This is a genomic window from Enterobacteriaceae bacterium Kacie_13 (assembly GCA_013457415.1).
Classification (GTDB): domain Bacteria; phylum Pseudomonadota; class Gammaproteobacteria; order Enterobacterales; family Enterobacteriaceae; genus Rahnella.
This window is the reverse complement of record CP045666.1, coordinates 18,408-42,680: the sequence shown is the minus strand read 5'-3', so window position 1 is coordinate 42,680 and position 24,273 is coordinate 18,408. Positions and strand designations below refer to the sequence as shown.

At 53.5% G+C, this 24,273-nt stretch carries 22 protein-coding genes and 2 pseudogenes; 8 read left to right on the top strand and 16 right to left on the bottom strand.

The features are described 5' to 3' along the window. Positions 1-15: 15 nt before the first annotated feature. On the top strand, positions 16-888 hold the full coding sequence (locus tag GE278_21595; protein QLK63397.1) for an FAA hydrolase family protein: 873 nt from the start codon (positions 16-18) through the stop codon (positions 886-888). 4 nt (positions 889-892) lie between these two features. On the opposite strand, the gene GE278_21590 is transcribed toward GE278_21595, so the two are convergent. Continuing rightward, entirely contained in the window at positions 893-2,281 is a 1,389-nt protein-coding gene (locus GE278_21590) for a PTS sugar transporter (GenBank protein ID QLK63727.1), read from the bottom strand. A 328-nt stretch (positions 2,282-2,609) separates the two neighbouring features. Between GE278_21590 and GE278_21585 the strand changes: the two genes are divergently transcribed. Continuing rightward, on the top strand, positions 2,610-3,809 hold the full coding sequence (locus GE278_21585; protein QLK63396.1) for a starvation-sensing protein RspA: 1,200 nt from the start codon (positions 2,610-2,612) through the stop codon (positions 3,807-3,809). Here GE278_21585 and GE278_21580 read toward each other — a convergent pair. Further along, positions 3,806-4,516 carry a UTRA domain-containing protein gene (locus GE278_21580; GenBank protein ID QLK63395.1) on the bottom strand — a complete coding sequence of 237 codons (711 nt, stop codon included), beginning with the start codon at positions 4,514-4,516 and terminating at the stop codon, positions 3,806-3,808. The genes GE278_21585 and GE278_21580 overlap by 4 nt on opposite strands. A gap of 177 nt (positions 4,517-4,693) precedes the next feature. On the opposite strand from GE278_21580, the pseudogene GE278_21575 reads away from it, so the two are divergent. Next, positions 4,694-4,923: pseudogene (locus tag GE278_21575) on the top strand (SDR family NAD(P)-dependent oxidoreductase). A gap of 118 nt (positions 4,924-5,041) precedes the next feature. Here the strand turns inward: GE278_21575 and GE278_21570 are convergent. Then, positions 5,042-6,460, bottom strand: a complete 1,419-nt coding sequence (locus GE278_21570) for a glutamine synthetase (protein ID QLK63394.1) — start codon at positions 6,458-6,460, stop codon at positions 5,042-5,044. 615 nt (positions 6,461-7,075) lie between these two features. Here GE278_21570 and GE278_21565 point away from each other — a divergent pair. Next, positions 7,076-7,261, top strand: a pseudogene (locus GE278_21565) (hypothetical protein). A gap of 134 nt (positions 7,262-7,395) precedes the next feature. After that, the gene (locus GE278_21560; protein QLK63726.1) at positions 7,396-7,734 is read left to right on the top strand and encodes a hypothetical protein; all 339 of its coding nucleotides are present in this window, start codon (positions 7,396-7,398) and stop codon (positions 7,732-7,734) included. 112 nt (positions 7,735-7,846) lie between these two features. Here the strand turns inward: GE278_21560 and GE278_21555 are convergent, their stop codons facing one another. The 8 genes from GE278_21555 to GE278_21520 all read right to left on the bottom strand — a co-directional run bounded on the left by GE278_21555 (position 7,847) and on the right by GE278_21520 (position 18,717). Further along, entirely contained in the window at positions 7,847-8,779 is a 933-nt protein-coding gene (locus tag GE278_21555; GenBank protein QLK63393.1) for an EamA family transporter, read from the bottom strand. A 63-nt stretch (positions 8,780-8,842) separates the two neighbouring features. Further along, a complete protein-coding gene (locus tag GE278_21550; protein QLK63392.1) occupies positions 8,843-10,627 on the bottom strand; it encodes an ABC transporter permease subunit in 1,785 nt (594 codons plus the stop codon). Next, a complete protein-coding gene (locus GE278_21545; GenBank protein ID QLK63391.1) occupies positions 10,627-12,135 on the bottom strand; it encodes an ABC transporter substrate-binding protein in 1,509 nt (502 codons plus the stop codon). The genes GE278_21550 and GE278_21545 overlap by 1 nt, the downstream gene beginning before the upstream one ends. Positions 12,136-12,148: 13 nt before the next feature. Beyond that, positions 12,149-13,387, bottom strand: a complete 1,239-nt coding sequence (locus GE278_21540) for an MFS transporter (GenBank protein ID QLK63390.1) — start codon at positions 13,385-13,387, stop codon at positions 12,149-12,151. A 4-nt stretch (positions 13,388-13,391) separates the two neighbouring features. Next, positions 13,392-14,213, bottom strand: coding sequence for an ATP-binding cassette domain-containing protein (locus GE278_21535; GenBank protein ID QLK63389.1), 822 nt, complete (start codon positions 14,211-14,213; stop codon positions 13,392-13,394). Continuing rightward, positions 14,213-14,953, bottom strand: coding sequence for an ATP-binding cassette domain-containing protein (locus tag GE278_21530; GenBank protein QLK63725.1), 741 nt, complete (start codon positions 14,951-14,953; stop codon positions 14,213-14,215). The genes GE278_21535 and GE278_21530 overlap by 1 nt, the downstream gene beginning before the upstream one ends. A 197-nt stretch (positions 14,954-15,150) precedes the next feature. Beyond that, positions 15,151-16,179 carry an ABC transporter substrate-binding protein gene (locus GE278_21525; GenBank protein ID QLK63388.1) on the bottom strand — a complete coding sequence of 343 codons (1,029 nt, stop codon included), beginning with the start codon at positions 16,177-16,179 and terminating at the stop codon, positions 15,151-15,153. A 168-nt stretch (positions 16,180-16,347) separates the two neighbouring features. Continuing rightward, positions 16,348-18,717, bottom strand: coding sequence for a TonB-dependent receptor plug domain-containing protein (locus GE278_21520; protein QLK63724.1), 2,370 nt, complete (start codon positions 18,715-18,717; stop codon positions 16,348-16,350). Positions 18,718-19,092: 375 nt separating this feature from the next. Between GE278_21520 and GE278_21515 the strand changes: the two genes are divergently transcribed. Both GE278_21515 and GE278_21510 read left to right on the top strand, forming a co-directional pair. Further along, positions 19,093-19,881 (top strand): siderophore-interacting protein, encoded by a 789-nt coding sequence (locus GE278_21515; protein QLK63387.1) that lies wholly within the window; start codon positions 19,093-19,095, stop codon positions 19,879-19,881. A gap of 5 nt (positions 19,882-19,886) precedes the next feature. After that, positions 19,887-20,366 (top strand): PadR family transcriptional regulator, encoded by a 480-nt coding sequence (locus tag GE278_21510; protein QLK63386.1) that lies wholly within the window; start codon positions 19,887-19,889, stop codon positions 20,364-20,366. 68 nt (positions 20,367-20,434) lie between these two features. Here GE278_21510 and map read toward each other — a convergent pair whose 3' ends face one another. The 5 genes from map to GE278_21485 form a co-directional block, all read right to left on the bottom strand. Then, a complete protein-coding gene (map, locus tag GE278_21505) occupies positions 20,435-21,235 on the bottom strand; it encodes a type I methionyl aminopeptidase (GenBank protein ID QLK63385.1) in 801 nt (266 codons plus the stop codon). After that, entirely contained in the window at positions 21,228-21,482 is a 255-nt protein-coding gene (locus GE278_21500; protein ID QLK63384.1) for a hypothetical protein, read from the bottom strand. The genes map and GE278_21500 overlap by 8 nt, the downstream gene beginning before the upstream one ends. Positions 21,483-21,628: 146 nt before the next feature. After that, positions 21,629-21,901, bottom strand: a complete 273-nt coding sequence (locus GE278_21495; protein QLK63383.1) for a pentapeptide MXKDX repeat protein — start codon at positions 21,899-21,901, stop codon at positions 21,629-21,631. A gap of 53 nt (positions 21,902-21,954) precedes the next feature. Beyond that, positions 21,955-22,758, bottom strand: coding sequence for a molybdopterin-dependent oxidoreductase (locus GE278_21490; GenBank protein QLK63382.1), 804 nt, complete (start codon positions 22,756-22,758; stop codon positions 21,955-21,957). A gap of 9 nt (positions 22,759-22,767) precedes the next feature. After that, entirely contained in the window at positions 22,768-23,394 is a 627-nt protein-coding gene (locus GE278_21485) for a cytochrome B (GenBank protein QLK63381.1), read from the bottom strand. Positions 23,395-23,547: 153 nt separating this feature from the next. Here GE278_21485 and GE278_21480 point away from each other — a divergent pair, with 153 nt between their 5' ends. Beyond that, entirely contained in the window at positions 23,548-24,270 is a 723-nt protein-coding gene (locus GE278_21480; GenBank protein QLK63380.1) for a response regulator, read from the top strand. Positions 24,271-24,273 lie beyond the last annotated feature (3 nt).

The following is a 24,273-nucleotide window of genomic DNA, read 5'->3' as shown; positions in this document are numbered from 1 at the left end:
AATCTGAGTGCATCTATGAAAATTGTTAATTTCGTCATCAATAAAGAACAAACTAAAAGTTTTGGCATCCTTAACGCAGACGGCATCGTCGACGTTGGCCTTCATTCCGGGTGTCGGGATATTAACGAATTCATGGCGCATCACCCGCTCGACGCACTGCAACGCTATGTCGCGCTGCCTGCCAGTCTCCAGCTGAACGACATCAGTTTCCTGCCGGTTATCGATCGTCCGGGCAAAATATTTGGCGTGGGTATGAACTACGCGGAAAAACGTAAAGAGTTTAACGAAACGAATCCTGCGCCAACGCTGTTTATCCGCTTTGCAGATTCTCAGGTCGGGCATAACGGTACCGTGATTAAACCGGCGTCAACCAATGAGTTTGATTACGAAGGCGAGCTGGCGATTGTTATCGGCCGCACAGGCCGCAATATTTCAGCCGAAGAGGCGCTGAGCCATATTGCGGGCTACAGCTGCTACATGGATGGTTCAGTGCGTGACTGGCAGCACAAATGGTACACCGCCGGGAAAAACTGGCCGTCCACCGGCGCATTTGGCCCGTGGCTGGTGACACCGGATGAAGTGGGCTGTCCGCAGAATTTAAAAATCAAAACCTGGCTGAACAACCGTCTGGTGCAGGACGACACCACCGCTAACATGATCCATACCATTCCGCAGATCATCGCGTATATCAGCACCTTTACACAGCTTTCTCCGGGCGATGTGATCATGACCGGTTCACCGGGCGGGGTAGGTAAAACCCGCGTGCCTCCGCTGTTCCTGCATCAGGATGACGTTATTGAAGTGGAAATCGAAAACATTGGTCGTCTGACCAACCGCATTCAGGATTCGGCGCTGTCTGAAGTCGTTCAGTCCCAGACAGCGGCCTGATTTCTTAACGTGTCTGGTTTACCAAAGGCGCCGTCTGTTCGGTGCCTTTTCCTTTTACCACCATCAGATATGTCAGCGTAAATGACATCCCCAGAGACAGCGTGACGCCCATCAGAACATAGATAAAGTACGGGCCGATGTAGGCGGGCAGGCTGAAAATACTCGACAGAATATAGCCGTACAATCTCACCCCAAAGAAAGCGATGAACGCCGATGCCACCGAGCTGCTGATAGTCGTGGCGATAAACGCTTTTTTGTAGCGCGTCAGTACGCCAAACAGCGCCGGTTCGGTGATCCCCAACAGCCCTGAAATCGCTGCCGACAGCACCACGGATTTCTGTTCGCGGGTTTTGACGTGGAAATAAATCGCAAAGGTTGATCCGGCAATCGCCATGTTGGCCATAAACATCATCGGCATCAGCATGTCCCAGCCCTGATCGGTGAAGTTTTGCAGCGCAATCGGCGTCATGGCGTGATGCATTCCGGTGAGGATCGCCACCGGACGGATCGCCCCGACGATAAAGCCCGCAAAGACCGCCGAGACATCAAATAATCCCTGGATCCCGAACGCCAGCAGTTTACCGAGGTAAATCCCCGCCGGGCCGATGACCGTCAGCGAAACCAGCGCGGCGATAAACAACGTCAGGGTGGGGGTGAAAACGGTTTTCAGCACGTCCGGCATGATTTTATCCACCCAGCGGTGGATATAACTTAGCGCCAGTACAGAGAAAATCACCGGGATCACGCTGGCAGAATAGTTGAAGACCGAGACCGGCAGGACATCCATAAAATACAACGCGGTCGGTGCGCCGGCGGTATGGCTGGCGAGCGCTTTGGCGGCGTCGATGAGCGTCGGATACATCAGGCACGCCGCCACGGCGGCAGCGAGGTACTCGTTGGTTTTGAAGATCCTGGCCGCAGATACCGCCAGGAAAAAGGGCAGAAAGTAGAAAACGCCGCTGGCAATCAAATCAATGATCATCACCGTTTCGCTTTTTCCCGAAATGATTTTCAGCGCAATCAGTCCGGCAAGCAACCCCTTGATCATCCCCGCACCTGCGATGGCCGGAACGATCGGCCCGAATACGCCGGAGACCGTGTCCATAAAGAGTGAGACCAGGCTTTTGCGTCCTTTTGTGGAAACATTTCCTGTTGATCCAGCGACCGGTTCCAGCTGTGACACGATAGCGTCGTACCACACATTGACCTTTGGCCCGATGATGATCTGTACCTGTTCGCTTTGGCTTTGCGCACCTAAAACGCCCGGCAGGTTTTTAATCTCTTCCCACGCGACTTTATTTTCATCGGCTAAATCAAAACGCAGACGCGTCATGCAATGCCAGACTTTATTAATATTTTCTGCACCGCCAACCAGTTTAATGACTGACTGCATTGTTTCTATATTCACCCTGGAACTCCGTGCCGAAAGATTTTGTCAGATGGGATTGAAGTGTAATGACGTCAGTTTTTAAAAACAAACCAATAAAACTGGATCTCCATCACATAACTTCATTACAAAGCAGATCATTCAGCGGTAAAGGCTAAATTGGTACGGTTTTAATGAACTATTCGCAGCGCTTTCAGACCAAAATAAAATCATCAATTTAAGGTTTACAAGCGGGCTGAAAATACGTTGAAATAACCCCAATACGAATATTCCTTTGCCATTTTATTTTGCTGGCAAATCAGACTTTCATTATGAAAAGTATTAAGGATTTCTTATGCAGCCTGTGCTGATTACTAATATTGAATGCCAGATTACGCGCCCAGATCGCCATAATTTAGTGGTGGTAAGAATTGAAACTGACCGCGGCGTTTTCGGGCTGGGCTGCGCGACGTTCCAGCAGCGTCCGCTGGCGGTCAAACTGATGGTCGATGAATACCTCAAACCGCTGCTTGTCGGTCGCGACGCTAATCACATCGAAGATTTGTGGCAGATGATGATGGTCAACGCCTACTGGCGCAATGGACCGGTGATTAACAATGCCATCGCGGGCATTGATATGGCGCTGTGGGATATCAAAGGCAAGCTGGCAAATATGCCGCTGTACCATCTGTTTGGTGGCAAATCGAAAGATGCGGTGACTGCATACAGCCACGCCGCCGGGGAAACGCTGGAAGAACTCTGTGCGAAAGTGGACAGCCTTCTGGCCGAAGGTTATCGCCATATCCGCTGTCAGCTGGGCTTTTACGGGGGTAACGGGCGTGATTTCCACAGCACGCGTGAACCGTCAGCGGGCGCGTATTACGATCAGGATCAGTACATGGATAATACGCTGGCGATGTTCAAAGCGCTGCGTGAAAGATACGGCAATCAGTTCCACATTTTGCACGACGTTCACGAACGTTTGTTCCCGCAGCAGGCTGTGCAGTTCGCCAAAGCCGTCGAGGAATACCGGCCTTACTTCATTGAAGATATTCTGCCGCCGGATCAAAATGAATGGCTGGCGCAAATCCGCAGCCAGACAGCCGTTCCGCTGGCGACCGGCGAGTTGTTTAATAATCCGGCCGAGTGGAAGGATCTGATCATCAACCGACGGATCGATTTCATCCGTTGTCACGTTTCACAAATTGGCGGCATCACTCCGGCGTTGAAACTGGCGCATTTCTGCCAGAGCTTCGGCGTGCGGCTGGCGTGGCATTGCCCGCCGGATATGACGCCCATTGGTGCGGCGGTGAACACGCATCTGAATATCCATCTGCATAATGCCGCGATCCAGGAATTTGTAGCCTATCCGGCGAATACACAGCAGGTTTTCCCCGGCGCGCAGGCACCGGAAAACGGCTATTTTTATCCGAGCGAAGAGTCAGGGATCGGCGTGGGCTTTGACCAGCAGGCAGCGGATGAGTTTCCGGTGGTGTATCGCCCGCATGAATGGACGCAAAGCCGCCTGCCGAATGGCGTGATCCACACGCCTTAAGCCTGGCGGAAGGCCAGGTTGTCCTGATTAAACGGGATGACGTAGGTACATGAATAATCGATATCTACAATATCGCTGAACGCATACACCCGGCCGCCCTGCAAAATGCCTCTGTTGGTAATGTGCATGGCGGCGATGCCTTTTTTGCAGCCAAGTATCTGCGCCTGCTCTTTGCTGACTGTCACCGCCTGGTAGCGGGTGAGGGAGTGCGAAATCACGTAGCCCTTGCTCAGTACATATTGTTGGATCGAATGCTCAATGGTTGTCTGATTCAGATCGGCAAAACCTTCTGCAGGTATGCGTGAGTATTCGATCTGCACATTGCGCTGATTAATGCGACGCAGGCGAGTGAATGCCCAGATAAAATCGTCGCGGGTTAATCCGAAAACCTGCTGCTCTTCTTTGTCCGGCCGCCGTTTATGCAGCTCAAGCATTTTGAAGCTGATATCCGTGAATTTTTTCTCAGTGATCGAGTTGTATACCAGCGGATTACTGCTGACGCCCGGATTAATGTAAATCCCCGAGCCCTGTACAATTCGCACCGCCCCGATACTCACCATTTTTTCCAGCGCCTTACGCACCGTGAAACGAGAAACCCCGTACTCCTCCGCCAGCTGGCGCTCCGGCGGCAACTTTTCAGGGAGTGACCCGCTGTGCTGATAAATCTTGCTCAGCAGATCCTGAGCAATAAATTCACTTTTTTTCATCAATGCTTCTGTGAGATCGGGTAAAAGGGTATTTGAACATGCGTGAGCGGGGAGGGCAAATTGTGCATTTTATCCCTTGCAGGGGATAAACTAAACTCGTTTAAAAACGCTCTTGACCGTTGACCTGAGTCCAAGGTTTATCCTGTTATGAGCATATCGACTAACAGAAAAAATGGCATGAATACTTTTGATTATACGGGAAAAACTGCACTGATTACTGGGGCCAACTCGGGGATAGGACCGGTCTTTGCTCGACAACTGGCTGCGCGCGGTCTCGCGTTAATCCTGACCGCTCGCTCTGAGTTAAAGCTGCAAATTCTCTCTGCTGTGTTAGTTAAAATCACGGCATATCCATAACGATTATTATTCAGGACCTGACGGCCCCTGATGCCATCTCCAACCTGTAAGTAAAACGAACGTGTTGAATTTAAATGGAGCTTATATATAAATAAGCTCCAAGAACCATGATTCATTTATCTCTGATGTACCTTTAAACTGATAACAAGGTTGCTTTTATATTACTCTTCAATAAGAAAAAGTATTTTCACCGGGAGTGACAATGCTTTCGAACAATGCCAGCTCAGACAGTTTGTTTTGTATCCACTGTTTAGAAAACGCCTCTCCCAATGAGGAAGTTAAATACTGGCATTGCCTGAACTCATCAATAGCATGCTGCTGGAATAAAGGCAAAATAGGCGAGCAGTGGGTGAAATCGGTCAGGGGCTCGTCTTCTATTTTTTCCAGACCATAAAGCATCCCGGTCAGTATGGTTGCCATCGCCAGATAAGGGTTGGCATCTGAACCTGCCAGACGGTACTCAATACGCCGGTGCATTTCATTTGAACACGGAATGCGCAAAGCCGCAGATCGCTGGTTAACGCCCCAGGAGTTGAAAAGTGGTTCATTCAGGTTTTTGCGTATCCTTCTGAAAGCGTTGACATTAGGAGCTAATATCGCGAGGGAGGCTGGCATGAGATGAAGCATTCCCATAAGGCAAAGACGCATCATCTCATTAGGAATTTCCTCCGGTGAGGAGAAAATATTATTTCCCTGTTCATCATTCAGGCTGATATGAAAGTGTAAACCACTTCCTGACATTCCCGAATAAGGTTTAGCCATAAAATTAGCGTTAAAACCGAATTTATGAGCAACAGTATTGGTTAAGCGGCGAAGAGCCAGAATGTTTTCGCATATATCCACCACATGTTTGGAGTGTTGCAAGTTTAATTCAAACTGGCCCGCCTCAGCCTCGCAAACAATACCGGACAGCGGCAGGTTCTGCTGTGTCGCCAGTGTTTCAAGCTCTTCAATAAAAGGAGTATATTCTGAAGGCACTGCTAAATTAAAACATCCTGAACTCTGAATGTTCCTGTTTTGCGAATCTTCGAGGTAAAACTCAATTTCAGGCGCAATGACAGGATACAAGCCATGTTCATGGAATTTTTTCAATACATTCCCCAGTATAACCCGGGGTTCCAGTTTATAGGGTTTACCAAGATCATCTTGCATCGTCAGAAGTATTTGCGCATTTTCATCAGGATTATGGCCGCATGGACGTAACGTGCCCGCTACAGGAATGCAGATCCTGTCCGGTTCATTCGCGGCCATATCATTATCCCCAACGTTCATGACTTTACCTTCTTTATCCATCGAATATACCGACTGAGGAAAGTAGGCACCCTTTTCCAGAGACATAAGGGTAGCTATGGTCACTCTTTTTCCTCTGAACGCACCGCTGATATCGTTAATATAAATATCAATGTGCTTTGTGTTGGGATATTTATATAAATAATCTGCCACCTCTTGCGAGAATTGAATTTCATTCCCGGCCATGGATCCGGCTAAAGTTAACCCGCTTGCATTGGCCGCTGGATCCGTGGCCCGAGATGAACTGAGCGATACAGGGCGTTTTTTAAATGAAAAAGAATTAAGTTTGAGGTTCATGTTTTCGTTTCATTTATGCCTTCCGGCGATGAAATGAGCTTAATTTATGTATCAGGCAAAGGATATAGAGACAACATAAAGATTAAAGTTGCCCGCGTAAAAATAGTATAAATGAAGAGTAGAGTGCTGGACTATTTGGTCACTGACTGCTTCTAAACAATCTACACGCGTCGGTGGGAAAACCTGTCCCACGGAGAAGGGCAGCGTATTACTTCTGCATGCGGCAAAAATACTTACTAAAACTCCAACTTCTGCTTCTGGCACGAAGCGTACTGTGGCGTGAGTTGGGGATCTGCTCTTAGCAAAAAGCGAACTTTACTTACGTACACTTTTACAAATAAATAAAAAAATGCTTAGTTTTTAAGTAATACGGTCACCTTTATTTACTGAGATCAATTTTACAAATTCTACCCAATTCTAAATTTTAATTAAACTTGTTATCGGCAATAAAGTAATTTTCTTTATTTATAAATCCATTGATAGAGGTATGGATATATTTTTTTTGGCAAGTATAACGTTCGCTGTTGGCATATATCAGCCCAAAAGGATTTTATTGGGCTGCTACGTGCGATAAGCTGTTGTGCTATATGACGCTTTTTAAGGAGCATGGAAAATATGTTCGACCATCCTACCCACCCCGAAGTCGCCGAATGGTTTGCAAGGTTCGGTGTCGCCGAGGTGTCATATAGCGGGTGTTCCGTCGACCTAACCAACGAGCCGCCTGAGCACTGGTTTTACAAGCGCAACAAGTTGCGGCCTGAAAGCCTGAAACTGGATTTGCGCATCCCATCTAACGGGAGCGCGCTTGCTCGAACCCGAAGCCCCTCAAAGGCACATCGAAAGTGTCAAATATCAATAACCTGTATGATTAAATCATTGACACCATGATGTGCCTTCGGCAAGGTCTGGTGTTTAATATTAAGAGTGCGAATGTTATGGGGCTGATATTTAAGGCATTAATTGGTGCGTTGGTCGTGGTGCTGATAGGCATCTTATCGAAGTCAAGAAACTACTATATTGCTGGTCTTGTACCTCTGTTCCCAACATTTGCGCTTATTGCTCATTACATCGTTGGCACCGAACGCTCACTAGACGCTTTACGCACGACTATTCTTTTCGGGATGTGGGCTGTGATCCCCTATTTGGTTTATCTCGTTTCTTTGTATCTGCTGTTAAATTTTCTGAAATTACCACTCGCTCTGACTGCTGCCGTAGGGTGCTGGGTAATTGCTGCCTGGTTACTGATTCAGGTTTGGAATCGTTGGCATGGCTAGGATAAACACCCACTCTTTATGTGATGGATGATAAAAACCATCACAATTTCCGACCTCAAAGAGAGAAACCAGTGGGTATAAACCGGGGATCAGTTCGGTGGTATTTATCATTTTACTGTTTGCGCCGCTTTGCCACCCATTGCTTTAGCACGCTTTCGGCGCTGACGGTCAGAATGCCCATCATAATCAGCAGGGCACCGATAATGAAATTCACCTTCAGTGGTTCATGCAGGAAAATCACACCGGCGATAATGCCGAATACCGGCGTCATAAATGACAGGATCCCCAGCCGGGATGCGTGATAGCGGCGCATCAGGCTGAACCAGGCGAGATAGCTGGCGAAGGTGACGACCACGCTCTGGAATACCATACTGGTGACCGACACCGGCGTGAGATGGAAATGGGTCTGGCCGGTCAGCAGCGCCAGCCCGCCGAGCAGCACGAAAGCCCCTGCCAGCTGATAGAACAGCGTCATGGTGGCGCTGCCGGAGGAAAGTTTACTGCGGCGCACCACAAGGGTGGTCATACCCCAGAACGCCCCCGCCAGCAGGCCGAAGAAGTCGCCGAGCAGCATATTGCTGGCCTGCGGCGAATTCGCGGTATGGCCGCCAAACAGAAACGCCACTATTACGCCGATGAACGTTACGCCCACGCCCGACCATTGCAGCCCGCTCAGCCGCTCTTCCGGCACCAGAAAATGCAGCCCCAGCGCGGCAAAGATTGGGGCAGTGTAGAGGAATACCGCCATGTGCGCTGCCGTGGTGAACCGCAGCCCTTCGGCGACAAACATAAACTCGATTGAGAACAGCAGGCCGACCAGCAAACCAGGGCCAAGATTGTCGGCGCTGAACGGAATTCTCCGCTGACGTACCAGCAGTAAAATCATTACTGCCAGCCCGGCGATGCCGGAGCGCAGTGCGACCTGCAATAACGGCGTGATGTCCGCCGCGGCGCTTTTGATCGCCACCTGCTGCACGCCCCAGATAACACACAACACCACCATCACACTGCTGGCGAATCCGTCCAGCGGTTTACGCGCATCCATTTCCTGTCACCCCTTAAAAATCGAGCCGACAGCTTAGCGCGATTTAGCGATTCAGATAACGTTTCAGTGTGCGGTTGATGGTTTTTTCCATCTCAGGCTGCTCAGCGTGACCGTCATGACAGATAACACACAAAGCGCGGCAGCTGGGGCGAAGACACTCCATCCGGCGCGTTCGATGTAAGGCATTCCCTCGGCCAGCACGCGTCCCCATTCCGGCACCGGTGGTGGCGCACCCAGTCCGAGAAAGCCAAGGGAGGCCAGCGCCAGCGCGATGCCCGGCAGACGCAACATGGCGTGGCGCAGTAACGGGCCGAAGAGGGCGGGCAACACGTAAAAGAGGGTGCGGCGGAAAGCACCGACGCCCACCATCTGCAGCATTTTCATATAAGGCCGCGCCTGAATCTCTCCCGCCAGCGCGGCGGTATGCGCGGCGATCGGTGCCCAGCTGACGGAGGTGACGGCGATGATCGCACCGGTGGCCGTCGGGCCATTCACGGCGGCGACCACCAATCCGGCGATCACCGGGGGCAGCGCGTTGGTCACTTCGACAGGGCCGGTCATCGCCCGCGGGAAAGCACCGACCGCCATGCCGATTACCAGACACATCAGTGAAACGGCCAGCGCCTGTAAGCAGGTATTGAGCGTCCCGTGCGCGACACGGGCGAGAAGGTCACGCCCCATCGCATCCGCTCCAAAAGGCAGCCCCGGCGACGGCGGCTGCAAACGCACAGAACCGGACGTCAGCGGATCGCGCGGTAAACCGGCAATCACCATCGCCATCAGAATGGTCAGACACAGCAGCGGGATCCACGCCCGTTGTTTGTGGGCTGGCGCGGCCTGCGCCGGAACCGGCATAGCGCCGAGCAACGGCGCACGCCCAAGCAACAGCCGCCGTGCGCCGCCTGCCAGTATGCCGATGACGGACGCAAGCAGTAGCAGGATCAGCACGCCAGTCTGTAACGCCGGTAAGTCACCGGCCGCCACTGCGCCGAGCGTAGCGCGACCAAGACCGGGGATGGCGAACACTTTTTCCACCGCGACAGCGCCGCCGGTCAGCGCCACCAGTACCAGACCGGTTAACGGCGTCACGCCGGGCAGTGCGCGCATGATGACCGCCAGCGCCGTGTGGCGGCGTTTAATGCCGAGCACGCTCCACGTCGTCAGCCAGCTTTCATTAAACGTACCAGCCAGCGCATCGGAATAAATACGTCCGAGATAACCGCCCGCAGGCAAACCCAGCGCCAGCGAGGGCAGCACGGCGTAATGCCAGCCCATCCAGCCGTAAGGCGGAAAAAGAGACAGCCAGACCGCACCGACGATCAGCAAGAGCGAAGACAGTAAAAACTCTGGCAGCGCAGTCGGCAGCGCCGCCAGAAAACCCGCCGGACGCGGCGTGCCACCCTGCAATCCACGTTTAAGCGTTCCTGCACATAGCAGCAATGCAATGATCATCGCCACCAGCGCAGACGTAGCCATCAGCGTCAGTGAAACACCGGTTGCCCGCAGCATGCCTGGCAACACCGGCAGTCCCGACACCCACGATATCCCGGCATCGCCGCGTAACAGGCCGCTAAGCCAGTGCGTCAGCGCGTGCCAGGGCCCCTGATCCAGCCCGAGCGAGAGACGGATTGCGTTCAGCGTCTCCGCCGTTGCTTCCTGATCGCCAGAGCGGGCACGAAGCAAAGACAATGCCGGATCGGTGCCTGAAAGCCATGGCAGCAGGCCGATCAGCACCACAATCGCGGCCAGCGTCAGCAGGCGGGAAATCAGTGGCAACAGCGTCGTCGGCTGGCTTTGGCGAAAACGGCTGATGCTCGCGCAGGTGCGGCAATACAGCGATTCGCTCATCAGTCGGTCTCTTCCACGCGCTGTGTTGCGGCGGAGATCAGCGTGCGTTCACGCGGGTCACGCACGGTATCGCGCACATTGGCGGCTTCGCCCTGAATGACGCGTTCGTGCAGCATCGGAATAGCGGCATCGGTGGCGAGGATCAGGTTTTCAGCCTGCATAATGGCCTTGCGGCGTTCAATACCTGCCGGGATGACCGACGCACGTTGCAGCGCCTGATCGATTTCCGGACGGCAAAGCTGGGCGATGTTAAACGAGCCTTTGCAGGCAAAATCGCTGTAGAGATACGCCACCGGATCGCCGGAATCGAGCACCGTGGCGCGGGAAAGAATAAAGGCATCAAATTTACCCGCCAGTGCGTCGGTCTCAATCTGTGAGTATTCGCGCACCACTTGTTTGACATTAAAACCGGCGGCGGTCAGTTGCTGCGCCAGATAGACCGCCACTTCCGGCAGTTCTGCCCGGTCGCTGAACGTCGCCAGCGTGATGGTCTCCCCGGCCGGTTTACGCGCAGCGACCGGCGTCTTCACCGGCTGGCGCAGCTGTGCTGCCCAGGGTAACGCCGGGCCGAGCAGCCCCTGTGCTACGTCGGCGCGTTTTTCGTAAACGTTATCCACCAGCTGCTGACGGTTTATCGCGTCACGCACGGCGGCCCGCAACGCCGGTTCCTGCATCACGCCAAACTTTGTATTCAGATACAGGGTGTTGGTACGGGGCATCGGCACTTCATGAATTAAGCGTTGATCGAGCAACGGCGCCTGGGAAACCGGAATGGCTTCGACGATATCTGCCGTACCGGTGCGCAGGGCCGCGCCACGGGCGGTACCGTCCGGCACAAAACTGACGTCAATGCCGCTGGCCTTGGCTCTTTCACCCCAGTAGCCATTGAAACGTTCGAGGCGGGCGCTGCTGGTGCCGTTTACCTGTACCAGTTCGAACGGGCCGGTGCCGGTGTGACGCGGATCTACTGCGCCGCTGGCGCTGTAGGCTTTTTGTGATAACACCGCCAGCTGCGGGCTGGATAGACGCTGCGGCAACAGCGGATCTGGCTGCGCCGTGGTGACGACAACCGCCCGTTCGCCGTCGGCAGCGGCGGACAGCTGGACGCCATCCAGAATGCGGGGTTTAGGAGCCGCGTGCGCTGCAACGGTCAGCGCGTTCACCACGGTGGCCGCATCCAGTGCGGTGCCGTCGTGGAATTTGACGTCAGGGCGCAGCTCGAAGCGCCAGCTGTTTTCACCGGTTTGCTGCCATTTTGTTGCCAGCGCTGGCTGGGCTTCACCGAGTTTATCAAGAACGATCAGCGTTTCTGCCGTACTCCATCGCGACAGTTTGAACGCGTCATCGCTCAGCGGCGTCAGACCGGATCGCGGCGGTTGTAACATCGCCAGACGCAGGCGTGCATCCCCGCTGTTTTCGGGGATTTCATCGGCCTCGTTGAAGCAACCAGTCAGTAAAAGTGCAGCAGAAAGCAGCCCGGCCAGCGGGCTTATGCGTAACGGTGACATCAGAAATTCCTTGTCAGATTGCGGGAGGGGGCAGCTGGCGGCAGATTCGCCACATCGCCAGCGCGCTTAAAAAAGGAACCGCCGCCAGCGCCAGCCAGGGTATTACCGCACCGGGTGAGGGCGTCAGGGCAGTATCGAGCAGCCCGCCAAGCATAAAATTGCCCGCCAACACCGCCACGCCGCCCATCGATGAGAGTGCACCGTAATGCGCGCCCAGATTATGTTGCCCGGCAAAGCGCGGAATGAGATCCATCCCCACCGGCACAATCAGCATCTGGCCGACGGTCAGCAGCGTGATCAGCAGTACTGACGGCAGCAGGCGCATCCAGCCTTCCGGCGGCACCGTCCATGCAAATAGCGCGACGGCGGCGAAGGCCGAAGAGAGCAGCATAAAACCGGCGGGCAGGATGATTCGCGCGCCAATCCGGCGGGAAAATCGCGCCAGAGGCATTTGCAGAACGATCACCAGAACCGACGCCAGCACAAACAGCGGCCCGAGATCTTGTTCGCCGCCGCCGGAACGGCGCAGCTCTACCGGCAACGCCAGATACAGCTGGTTGTAGCTGAACAGGTAAGCACTGTAGGCCACAATAAACGCCACAAAGCACGGCTGATGAAAGGTCTGCCACCATGGGACAATTTTCAGTTCGGCAGCACGTTTTGGCGCGGCGGGCAGGGTGAAAAACAGCACCACCAGCGCCAGCATGAATAGCCCGGAACCGACCAGCGCCACCGGTTGAAAACCGTAACCGGAAAGCAGCGAACCGAGCAGCGGCCCGAGCACTGCGCCCAGCTCTGCACACACGGCGGAAAGCGCGAACCATTCGGCGCGGCTGCGTTTTCCGGCTTTCTCACTGTGCGTTCCGGCCTGCGCCAGCAAAGCTTCGATGGAGGGTGAGAACAGCGCGCCGCCGATGCCGGTCAGACAGGCTCCGATAATCACCGGCGTCAGCGTATCTGACAGCCCCAGCAGCAGATAACCGGCGATGCGCACCACGCAGCCGCACAGAATGACCACGCGCGCACCGAAGCGATCGGACAACGCACCGCCGACTAAAAACATCCCCTGCTGTGAAAAAGTTCGCAGGCCAAGCACCAGCCCAACAGCCCAGCCGGAAAGCAGCATGTCGTCGCGCAGGAAGATGGCGAGAAACGGCACGACGGCATAAAAGCCAATGTTGAACACCAGATTACTGCCAAGCAGCAACGGCGGCCAGGGTGCGCCAGTGCGCGAAAGAGTGCGGGTGAACATCCGGTTATCCGTTAACGGTCAAAGGTAAATGAGGGATCGCCTGCAACAGCTGGCGGGTATGCGGGTGGGCCGGTAAACGCAGAATATCCCGCGTGGCGCGGTCTTCGATAATCTGGCCTGCGTGCATGATAAGCAGCCGCTCGCACAGCCCGGCGACCATCGAAATATCGTGTGTCACCATCAGCAACCCCATACCGTTTTGCTGTGTCACCTGTTGCAATAGTTGCTTGATTTGCGCGCGCAGTGGCAGATCAAGCCCGCTGACTGGCTCATCGGCAATCAGAAATTCAGGGGAAATCGCCAGCGCACGGGCGATCGCTACGCGTTGCGCCTGTCCGCCGGAAAGTGCGCCCGCTTTGCGGTTTAGCAGAGTTTCATTCAGACCTGTCTGCGCCAGTACTTCCCGAACTCGCGCAAGGATCGCCCCGTGGTATCCGAGTCGTTTCAGCGGCTCGGCCACAATCTGGCTGACAGTATGTTCGGGCGGCAGAGAACCGGCTGGATCCTGCGGAATGTATTGCAGACGCCGGCGGTAATCGCGCAGCGAACGCGCGGAACCGGGGCGAATTTGCACGCCGTCGCAGAACACCTCACCGCTGTCCGGTGCGTCCATCGCCAGCAGAATTTTGAGCAGTGACGATTTTCCACAACCGGAAGCACCCACCAGCCCGATTCGCTCGTAGCGGCCGATACTCAGAGACAGATGCGAGAACAGTACACCGGGCTCTGGCGCTGCCCGCCAGAAAGCGCGCGGCAGTGACAAATGACGGCTGATATTTTGAAGGCGCAGAAATGGTTCGATGACCAGACGCAGGGGAGGGGACATCAGACAGCGACTCCGCAAAGAGATGCAATTGGCTGAGGTAGTGCGGCCTGTTTTGCTGCCTGAACCAGACGCTGAGTGTAGGGATGCTGCGGATGAGACAGTAACTGCGCCATGCTGGCGGATTCCACCAGCCGCCCATTTTCCATCACCAGCGCATGCTGGCAAAGCTGCGCAGCGACCGTGACGTCATGGGTAATAAATAGCAGCGCCCGATCTTCACAGGCTCTGCGCATCACCTCGACGACTCTTTGCTGGGTCAGCACATCGAGCGCGGTGGTCGGCTCATCGGCAACCAAAAGGGAAGACGAAGACTGAATTGCCAGCGCGATACATAAACGCTGGCGCTGGCCGCCGGAAAGCTCTGCCGGGTAACGAGCCGCAAAGTGTGGGATATCGCCGAGCCCGACAGCCTCCAGCATGGCAGTGATTTCATCGTCGCAGGTTGCGGGCAGGGCGAGACGTAATTGTTTACCGAGCGACATCAGCGGATTCAGTGCAGTGGATGAGTCCTGAAATACCGTCGCCACGCGACCTGCCTGAGGCCGGGCTACCGGATGTTTTCCGCAGACTTCCACACCGTTGACGCGAATGCTGCCGCTGATGCGTGCACCCGCTGGCGGTGTACCGGTGATAGTTTGGGCGGTCAGTGATTTGCCGCACCCGGAGGCGCCGAGCAGGCAAACGCGTTCGCCGGCGTTTACGCGAAAGCTGAGATTAGCGATGCGTTTTTCACCGGCGATCCATAACGTTAGCTCATCAACCTCCAGAACCGGTTGGTCCATTTTTGTCATTTCTGCCGCCATTCCCTTCAACCTGCTCATCGCCTTTGCTTACTTGATATGTAATAACATAACAAAATGTGTTAATTTGATGCAAAAGGTTTTGTGATTTTTATTTCCTGCGGGTGTGGGGCACAAATAAATCAGGCGCTTTATTCTTACTTCATCTGGGCCAAAATCTCCGTCACTTTCTGCATCGAGGATCCGGCATCTTTAATGCCCAGCGCTTCCTGTTTCTTCACCCAGTTGGCCTGAATTTCCTGATAGCGGGTTACCGTCTGCCAGTGTTCAATTTCGCTGTGTTGCAGGATGCGGACGTTCGCTCCGTCTTCCCGCAGCATTTGTATCTGCGTGTTAAAACTGTAATCCATCACTGAGCCAGCGGTTTTATAGGCGCTCTGCGCGGCGCGCGCGATAGCGTCTTTATCTTCCTGCGCCAGACCGTCCCAGACTTTCTGATTCATCACCAGCAGATAAACGTGCCCCAGCCATAAATCCCTGGAGATCAGCGCATCGGGTGCCATTTTGTGGATTTTCAAATCGTACGCGCTGTCTGCGTTGACCATGATGCCGTCCAGTGCGCCGTTCTTAAAGGCGTTGACGGTTTCCTCACCCCATTTGGTGTTCACCGGCGTGGCACCGGCGTTGTGCAGGAAATCCTGATGCCAGAAACTCGCCGATCGCCATTTTGTGCCTTTAATGTCTTGCAGATTTTTTAGCGGATGGGTGCTGAAAAATGCCACCGGATAGCCAGTGCCGAAATACAGGTTCACCACATTATTGGCTTTCAGTTCAGCCGGGAAAGCGGGCACTTCCGCATAGACACGACGGAAAAACGCAACCTGATTATCGCCGGATGGCCCGACCGGAAAGCTTTTGAAAATCTGATGCAGCGGCAGCGCGTCGGCGGAATATTCGGGAACCACGATCCCCATATCCACTTTGGTGCCTTCTTTGATCAGGTGCAGCGCGTTGTAACTTGACGCCAGCTCCCCGTTCCAGTGCGCTTCAATTTTCAGGCGACCGTGCGATTCCTTTTCGACGGCGGGGAAGAACACGTCATTAATAAAGCGGGTACGCATGCCGCCCAGCGGCTCGTGATCGGTATAGCGAAGGTGGGTCGCCGCTGACGCCGGAAGCAGGAACAGGGCGAGCAGTATCGCCAGAGGGGGTCTGATTAATTCCATGTAATCTCTCGGTGAATGATAAAAAAGCACATCATCTTACGCTCCGCCGCGTTGCCGGAATGTGCGTTTAAACAGTTATTCATCAATAGCAACGAGAACCTTAAGAAACAAAAAGGGTGCCACGTTGGCACTGGCACCCTTAAAGGCTTTTATTGCATTAACAACCGGTTAGAAATCAACGTTCACGCCGAGCTGGAAGTTACGGCCTGGCATCACGGCCAGCGCTTTGTTGTAGGCATCCTGATTGGTAGTGTCGGTCAGCGTACGGCTGCTCAGGTAATCCCAATATTTACGGTCGGTGATGTTATACACGCCACCGTTGATTTTCACGTTCTTCGCGACCTGCCAGTAAGCGGTGGCATCGACCATGCCGTACCCTGGCACGTTCATGTAATCCACATTGGAATCTGCAATTGGCGTACCGCTGTTTGTGTAACTCTGGCGGCTGGTTGCTTCGGCTTTTTTGCCTTTAACGAAAGTCGCGGTGACTGCAGTACCGTAGACGCCGGAAGGATCATCCCACGCCACACCTGCTACCAGTTTCATTGGCGGCACGCTGTCGAGATCGACGTACTTGTCGCCGGCATAGCTGGACTTGGATTGACCCTGCGCGTAACCCAGTGCGAAGGAGGTACTCAAACCGTTCACGTCGCTGAACCATGTACCGTAATCGATTTTGGTGCTCAGCTCGCCGCCGTAGATATACGCTTTATCGCGGTTTTCAGCCTGATAAATCGTATAAATGTTGGAAGGCACATTGGTGAACATGTTGCCGTTCTTCGCACGGGTGTAACGGGTATTGGCGATGAAGTTTTTGTAGGTGTTATAGAACACCGACGTTTTGAAGCTCACGCCTTGTGTCGCTTCCCCTTTCACGCCCCATTCAACGTTATTGCTGGTTTCAGTTTTCAGATCGGTGTTGCCAATCAGCGCGTACTGCGCCGCACCGGCGTAAGAAGAACCCAGGTTCCATGAGCCGTAAAGCTGGCTGGCATCCGGGAACTGCGCGCCGCGTTTGTATTGCAGGTACGTCATTAACTTCGGCGTCAGATCATAAGTAAAGGCCAGAGACGGCAGAACCTGCGTATCCGAATTAGCTTTACCGTACAGGGTTGAGACGGAGTCTTCAGAAACGACGTTGTTGGAGAGATCGGACAGGTTTTTCGATTTGGTGTTCTGATACGCGACGCGCACCGCCGGGATCACCGAGAAGTTATGGCCGTCGAGGTCAAACTTCACGGTGTCTTGCAGGAAGCCGCCTAACACATAGGTACGGCTGTTGGCTTCCGGCTGCATGGTGGTGGTGTAAATGCTCTGCGCAGGCGTTTCGCGGAACGGACGCTCGGTGTCAGACACGCGACCGTTGATCCCAGCGCTCAGTTCATGACGTCCCAGCGTTTTCAGCCAGCTGGTTTCCGCGCCGTAGGTATCGGTGTCATAGTTAGAATACACGTTCATCATCTGCTTGCCGGAGTTCGGCATGTAGGTGTTGTCATGCGCCTGCGTGTACTGGTAATAGACTTTGGAGACGACCGCATCGGCAAAATCGTTGAATGGCGTCCATTCGTCTTTCAGGCTTGCTCCCCAGCGACGGGTATTACTTTGCTGTTGCGCCGTGCCGAGCACGCTGCTGCCAGCACTGTCCCACGCATCGTAATGGGTGTGATTCACTTTCTCGTAGTAATCGAGCGTGCCGGTGAACTTATGTTCATCACTTGGCTGCCAGACTCCAGAGGTCATGATGGCGGTGGAGTGCCAGTTGGCTGGATACGCATCATGCGTGCCGCTGTTATTGCTGGTTTCCTGACCGTCGCGGCGGCTGATCGCCACTAATCCACGCAGCTCCTGATCGCCTGCGGCGGCGGTGATGCCGTTGTGCCATGAATGGTCTGATGAGCTGTAATCCGACTGATAACCGAAGTAGGTTTCTTTGCCCGGACGCAGATAATCGTCTGCAGATTTCGGCAGGAAGGAGACGGCACCGCCGATAGAGGTGTTGGCGCGCTCGGCGGAGGTGGCGCCGGACTCTATATCCACCTGACCGTACATGTACGGGTCGATGTAATCACGGCCAATGCCGAATGTGCCCAGACCCGCGCGGCTCGCATAGGCGCGGCCGGTGGCGCTTGGCTGCGGAATGCCGTCGACGTCAATGCTCACGCGGTTGCTTTCCAGACCACGAATGTTATAGCCGGTGTAGCCCGCGCGATCGAAGCCGCTTTTGCCGTTACCGGAACCGCCGCTGGAGCCGGTTGCACTGATCAGCGGTTCATAACGCATGATCGAACCGAAATCTTTGCCGCCTTTTTTCTGCATATCGGCGGCGGAAATCGTGGTTTTGGAGCCCGGCTTTTTATCCGGTAACGTCTCCGTCACGGTCATCACTTCTTCATGGCTCTGCGCCAGATCCTGAGCGGTACGCACCGGCTTCTTCTTGATCACGTCAGAAGGCTTTGTTTGGTTTTGCGCCAGATCGGTACTTTCTTTAACGACTTCCGCTGCGTTAACGTTAAAGGCGGTGGTGAGAATCGTCCCCATGAAAACGACGTTTTTCATCAACCCCTGCTGTGAAAAGGATTTGAACATGTGTTTTTCGTCCTGCACTAATTTTTAAAGTTCTGCTCAACAAAACTGCCCTGCAAAAACTAAGACGCAAGTTAGGATCTCTTCCTGAGAATGCCATTATCCTTATAAAATATGGGTTTATTGGTATGCGATACCCACTCCGGCTTGGTGCGAATGATAATGATATTGATAATTGTTATCAACAAATGTTAAGAACAAACTCCTTTCTTAACGAAATCTTTGCACTTCGATGGCGTGTTTGCGCGGTGGCGTGCGTTAAGTTGCTTGTGGAAAATACTCCTAAGATATATCTTTCAGGGTAAATGATTCCCTGAAAGAGAAAACAACATGGAACACCCTCGTCAAGATTCCCCTGCTGCAAATCTGCCCGTTCGTGTAAAAAACGAACTAACCTTTCGCACCCTCACCGTTAAACGCAGTGAAACCGTAGCGGGCTGTTTTAAACGTATCGTTCTCAGCGGTGAAGACCTCAAAGGTTTCAGTTCGCGTGGTTTTGACGATCACATCAAACTGTTTTTCCCTGCCACATCGGGCGATGTAATCAGTGCGCCGGTCGCTACCGAAGAAGGCATTGTCTGGGGCGAAGGCCCGCGTCCGCTGAACCGCGAATACACGCCGCTGCACTTTGATGCACAAGCCAACGAGTTGACGCTGGATTTTTATCTTCACGACGGCGGCGTTGCAAGTGAATGGGCGGTTGCCGCGAAGCCCGGCGACCCTCTAATCATCGGCGGGCCGCGCGGATCGCTTATCATCCCGACTGACTATCAATGGCAACTGTATCTTTGCGATGAAACCGGTCTTCCGGCACTGAAACGTCGCCTTGGCGAACTGAAACAGGCAGCTACTGACGTGAAAATCACCGTGCTGGTGAAAATCAAAGACGCTGGTTGTGAAAGCTATCTGCAAGATGAAGCAGATTTTAATATCGAATGGGTTATCGGCGACGAAGCGCTGTTGCAAAAGGTAAAAAACTTGACACTGCCGGACAGCAATTATTACGTCTGGGCGACTGGCGAAGGCAAGCGGGTAAAAGGCCTGAATGATTATTTTACCGTGGAGCAGGGGCTGGATCCGGCATATGTGCGTTGCGTAGCGTACTGGCACGATAAATAATGCTGATGAACAAACAACACCGCCGTGAAAGGATGTTTGAAACCGGAGATATCCGGCTACTGATGCTGCATTTTTTACAGCAGCGTCCGGCACACGGTTATGAACTGATCAAAGCAATAGAAGAATTAGCCAAAGGTGAATATACGCCGAGCGCCAGTATTATTTATCCGAATCTGACGTTTCTCGAAGAGCAGGCGTTAATCACGTCAAGCCAGGAAGAGGGCGGAAAGAAACAATACGCGATCACGGCCGAAGGTGCAGAATCGCTGGCGGGGCAGGGCGAATTACTGAAATCAGTGACAGAGAAACTGCATTCTCTGGCGATATTATCCAATAACCGCAGTATTCCTGAAATGCAGCGTGCGATTAATAATATCCGCATGGCATTAAACCTGCGGCTGGCCAAAGGCCCGATCGGGCAGGATACGCTGTATAAAATTACCGATGCGTTGGATCGCGCGACGAAAGAAATTGAGCGTAGCTGATGTCATAACCTGTGATAAAAAGAAAAAGCCTCCGGTTAATTTGGAGGCTTTTTGCTTTTACAGAGGAATTAATTCTCTTCAGGCCACGGCGTCAGGATTTCATATCCGTCTTTAGTCACCGCCACCATATGTTCCCACTGCGCGGACAACGAGTGATCTTTCGTGACCACCGTCCAGCCATCGCCGAGCACTTTATTCTGTTTCTTACCGGCGTTAAGCATCGGTTCAATGGTGAACAGCATGCCTTCCTGCAAGACCAGGCCGCGACCTTTCTCACCGTAATGCAGTACCTGCGGATCTTCGTGATAGCCCATACCGATACCGTGACCGCAATACTCTTCGACGATAGAAAAGCCCTCGCGGTGTGCGACGGCAGCAATAGCAAAACCGACATCACCTAAGGTTGCGCCCGGACGCACCACTTCAATGCCGGCCATCATCGCTTCCAGCGTGGTATCCACCAGGCGTCGGGCCATAATGCCCGGTTCACCGGCGTAATACATCCGGCTGGTATCGCCGTACCAGCCGTCTTTGATCAGGGCGACGTCAATATTGACGATATCGCCTTTTTTCAGCGCTTTGTCCGAAGGGATGCCGTGACAAATCACATGGTTAACGGACGTGCAGACGGTTTTTTCGTAGCCGTGATAGCCGATATTAGCCGGGATTGCCTGCAATTCGTTGACGATATAGTCATGACACAGGCGGTCCAGTTCATTGGTGGTTACGCCTGGTACGACGTGCGGTGTGATCATGTGTAGTACGCGGGCGGCTAATTGCCCGGCGATGCGGGCTTTATCGATGCCTTCCGGTGTTTTGATCATCCGGTTATTGTTCACAAAGTACTTGCTGTCTAAACCACTATTCATTACTTGCCTTCCTGTGTGTGCCACCCACGTTTAACAGCGTGCGGATACTGCCGGTATTTTCATCAGATTCCATGCTGCACTGCACCAGCAGCCGTGAAATTTCACTGTGCGTCATGTCCGGATGCGTCTCCATCAGCATGCCAATTTTCATCCAGTGTTCGGCCTGCGCGTTCATTGAGCGCGTGTAGGCCAGACTGGCGATGCGCAGATTTTCATGCATCAGTTCTGAAATCTTGATGATACCCATTGGGTTACCTCAGTAGTATACGAATTATATATGAATCGTATACTACGCCGAAACGAGAGGATCCTCAACGTTTGGCTGCCAGGAACAGTAAAACGCCCCCGGCCAGAAAGGGCGGAGGCGTGACAGTAAAGCAAACTGCGAAAAACTTACTGGCCGGACGTGTCTTTTTTCATCGCATCTTTCGACATTGTATCTTTCGACATACTGTCTTTTTTCATGTGATCTTTAGACATTTTGTCTTTGGACATACAGTCCTTACTCATACTGTTTTTTGCCATTGAATCTTTGCTCATGCTGTCCTTTTTCATGCAGTCTTTGGACATGCTGTCTTTTTTCATCATTGCGTCAGCGGCATAGGTGGTGCTCACTGCGCCCATTATAAGACAGGCAGACATCATTATTGCGGTTAACTTTTTCATGGTATTTCCTTCTTTAAGGTCTTGTTAAGGTAAGAGTGTGGGCTTTGGAGGATTTAACTTCCGCCGAACCAGTTGTAGCCCTGATCTTCCCAGTAGCCACCGGTAAACTTATTCGTAATTTCAATCACTTCGATGTGTTTCGGATTCTTGTAGCCGAGCTTGGTCGGCATTCTCAACTTCATCGGGAAGCCGTATTTGCGCGGTAAAATCTGCCCGTCGTAGGTCAGCGCCAGCAGAGTTTGCGGATGCAACGCGGTCGCCATGTCGATACTGGTGTAATACTCGTCGGCGCATTTGAAACTGATGTATTCGGCGCTGAGATCGGCACCAATCAGGCGCAGAAAATCGCCGAACGGCACGCCTCCCCATTTTCCGATCGCGCTCCAGCCCTCGACACAGATGTGTCGTGTCACCTGACTGACCTGCGCCATTTTATAAAGCGTCGGCAGAGACCATTCGCGTTTATCCAGCGCCAGACCGGCGATTTTCAGGCGGTAAGCGTTACCGTCAACTTCCGGCGCGTCGTCTTCGGCATAAAAAGCGTTAAATGGGAAAGGGCGGGTGATCATCGATTCGGCATACTCCGGCGCGAGGCGCACGGAGCCAAACAGCCAGCCCTGAACGCGGTCGTTAAAGCCGGAGATTTTGCCGAGCGCGGTTTCCACACTGGCGTTATCGCTGATGTCACAGCCGGTCAGCATCGCCACGCCGCCAAGCGTCAGCCCGCGTTGTAAGAACAGGCGGCGAGAGGGCGCGTCCAGCTGGCGAATAATCTGTTTCTGCGCTTCCTGCACAATCGTTTCACTGTCGGAGGTGCTGAAAATCTGGCTGATACTTTTTTTGATGATGTTTTTCATGGGTTTTCCTTAACGTCCGCGGATCATGGCAATCAGCGTTTTCGGCACCAGCGCCACCATCACCAGATGCAGCACCACAAATCCCACCAGTGAGGCCATCGCCAGAAAATGTACGTAACGCGCCGTGTCGTAACCTCCCATCAGTTCGCGCAGCAGCGGAAACTGCACCGATTTCCATACCACCAGCCCGGAAAGCACCAGCACGATGCCGTCGAACATCACGAACACGTAGGCTGCGCGCTGCACCATGTTGTAGTGGCGTAAATCGTCGTGTTGCAGCTTGCCGCGTATTGCCGCCTGCAGGTCACTGAAGATGCCGCGCGGCGTGAGCGGCCAGAATTTCTGTTTCATGCGGCCAGTGAAAATGTTCATCAGCAGGTAAAACGCGCCGTTAAACCCGAACAGCCACATCCCGGCGAAATGCCACTGAATCGCGCCACCTAGCCAGCCGCCGAGCGTCACTGTGGAGGGGAAATCAAAATCAAACAGCGGCGATGCGTTATAAATCTGCCAGCCACTGGTCACCATGATCAGCACTGCCAGCGCATTCAGCCAGTGGCTCAGGCGCAGCCATAAAGGGTGAACCGTGGCCGGTTTGCGTGCTGAGACCGGTGGTAATTCTGTGTGTATCGTCATGATGTCTGCCCGCCATCTGTCCTGTTGATGTAAAGAGTATTGGGCGGATTTGTTCCCCAAGACCTCACGCAAAGTTAAATTAAATGTGATAACTCTGTGGCATGCGCTTGTGTAGACTCAGGGAAGGGTTTGGAAGAACAGGTTGAGAATAAAATGGATAAGACCAGGAAGATTTTGATCGTGGAAGACGACGGTGATATCGCCGATTTACTAAGTCTGCATCTGCGTGATGAGGGCTATGAAATAACCCACGCCGCCGACGGCAATCTCGGCGTAGCGTTACTGGAAAAGGGCGGCTGGGATGCGTTAATTCTCGATCTGATGCTGCCGGGCGTCGATGGACTGGAGATCTGCCGCCGCGCCCGCAACATGACGCGTTACACACCGATCATTATTATCAGCGCCCGTTCCAGCGAAGTGCATCGCGTGCTCGGGCTGGAGCTGGGGGCGGACGACTATCTGGCCAAACCGTTCTCCATGCTCGAGCTGGTGGCGCGGGTCAAAGCGCTGTTTCGCCGTCAGGAAGCGATGAGCCGCAACATGAAGATGGATGCAGGGACGTTGAGTTTCACCGGGTTGGCGATCGACCCGATTGCGCGCGAAGTGATGCTCAACCATCAGCCAGTGGAACTGACGCCGCGCGAATTTGATCTGTTGTATTTCTTCGCCAAAAATCCCGGCAAAGTCTTTTCACGTCTCAGTTTGCTCAATCAGGTCTGGGGTTATGAGCACGAAGGGTATGAGCACACGGTGAACACTCACATCAACCGGCTGCGCATCAAAATAGAAACCAATCCGGCCGAGCCGGAACGTATTCTGACCGTGTGGGGCAAAGGGTATAAATTCGCGTCTTCTGCTGAAGAGGCACAAGGGTAAATC

Coding starts and splice junctions, on each gene's coding strand:
- GE278_21580 (QLK63395.1), bottom strand. CDS start 4,516: ATGAAAAAAAGTGAATTTATTGCTCAGGATCTGCTGAGCAAGATTTAT.
- GE278_21490 (QLK63382.1), bottom strand. CDS start 22,758: ATGAAAAACATCATCAAAAAAAGTATCAGCCAGATTTTCAGCACCTCC.
- GE278_21515 (QLK63387.1), top strand. CDS start 19,093: ATGGAACACCCTCGTCAAGATTCCCCTGCTGCAAATCTGCCCGTTCGT.
- GE278_21500 (QLK63384.1), bottom strand. CDS start 21,482: ATGGGTATCATCAAGATTTCAGAACTGATGCATGAAAATCTGCGCATC.
- GE278_21535 (QLK63389.1), bottom strand. CDS start 14,213: ATGTCCCCTCCCCTGCGTCTGGTCATCGAACCATTTCTGCGCCTTCAA.
- GE278_21595 (QLK63397.1), top strand. CDS start 16: ATGAAAATTGTTAATTTCGTCATCAATAAAGAACAAACTAAAAGTTTT.
- GE278_21585 (QLK63396.1), top strand. CDS start 2,610: ATGCAGCCTGTGCTGATTACTAATATTGAATGCCAGATTACGCGCCCA.
- GE278_21510 (QLK63386.1), top strand. CDS start 19,887: ATGAACAAACAACACCGCCGTGAAAGGATGTTTGAAACCGGAGATATC.
- GE278_21520 (QLK63724.1), bottom strand. CDS start 18,717: ATGGGGACGATTCTCACCACCGCCTTTAACGTTAACGCAGCGGAAGTC.
- GE278_21555 (QLK63393.1), bottom strand. CDS start 8,779: ATGGATGCGCGTAAACCGCTGGACGGATTCGCCAGCAGTGTGATGGTG.
- GE278_21525 (QLK63388.1), bottom strand. CDS start 16,179: ATGGAATTAATCAGACCCCCTCTGGCGATACTGCTCGCCCTGTTCCTG.
- GE278_21590 (QLK63727.1), bottom strand. CDS start 2,281: ATGCAGTCAGTCATTAAACTGGTTGGCGGTGCAGAAAATATTAATAAA.
- GE278_21485 (QLK63381.1), bottom strand. CDS start 23,394: ATGACGATACACACAGAATTACCACCGGTCTCAGCACGCAAACCGGCC.
- map (QLK63385.1), bottom strand. CDS start 21,235: ATGAATAGTGGTTTAGACAGCAAGTACTTTGTGAACAATAACCGGATG.
- GE278_21560 (QLK63726.1), top strand. CDS start 7,396: ATGGGGCTGATATTTAAGGCATTAATTGGTGCGTTGGTCGTGGTGCTG.
- GE278_21540 (QLK63390.1), bottom strand. CDS start 13,387: ATGTTCACCCGCACTCTTTCGCGCACTGGCGCACCCTGGCCGCCGTTG.
- GE278_21550 (QLK63392.1), bottom strand. CDS start 10,627: ATGAGCGAATCGCTGTATTGCCGCACCTGCGCGAGCATCAGCCGTTTT.
- GE278_21480 (QLK63380.1), top strand. CDS start 23,548: ATGGATAAGACCAGGAAGATTTTGATCGTGGAAGACGACGGTGATATC.
- GE278_21495 (QLK63383.1), bottom strand. CDS start 21,901: ATGAAAAAGTTAACCGCAATAATGATGTCTGCCTGTCTTATAATGGGC.
- GE278_21545 (QLK63391.1), bottom strand. CDS start 12,135: ATGTCACCGTTACGCATAAGCCCGCTGGCCGGGCTGCTTTCTGCTGCA.
- GE278_21570 (QLK63394.1), bottom strand. CDS start 6,460: ATGAACCTCAAACTTAATTCTTTTTCATTTAAAAAACGCCCTGTATCG.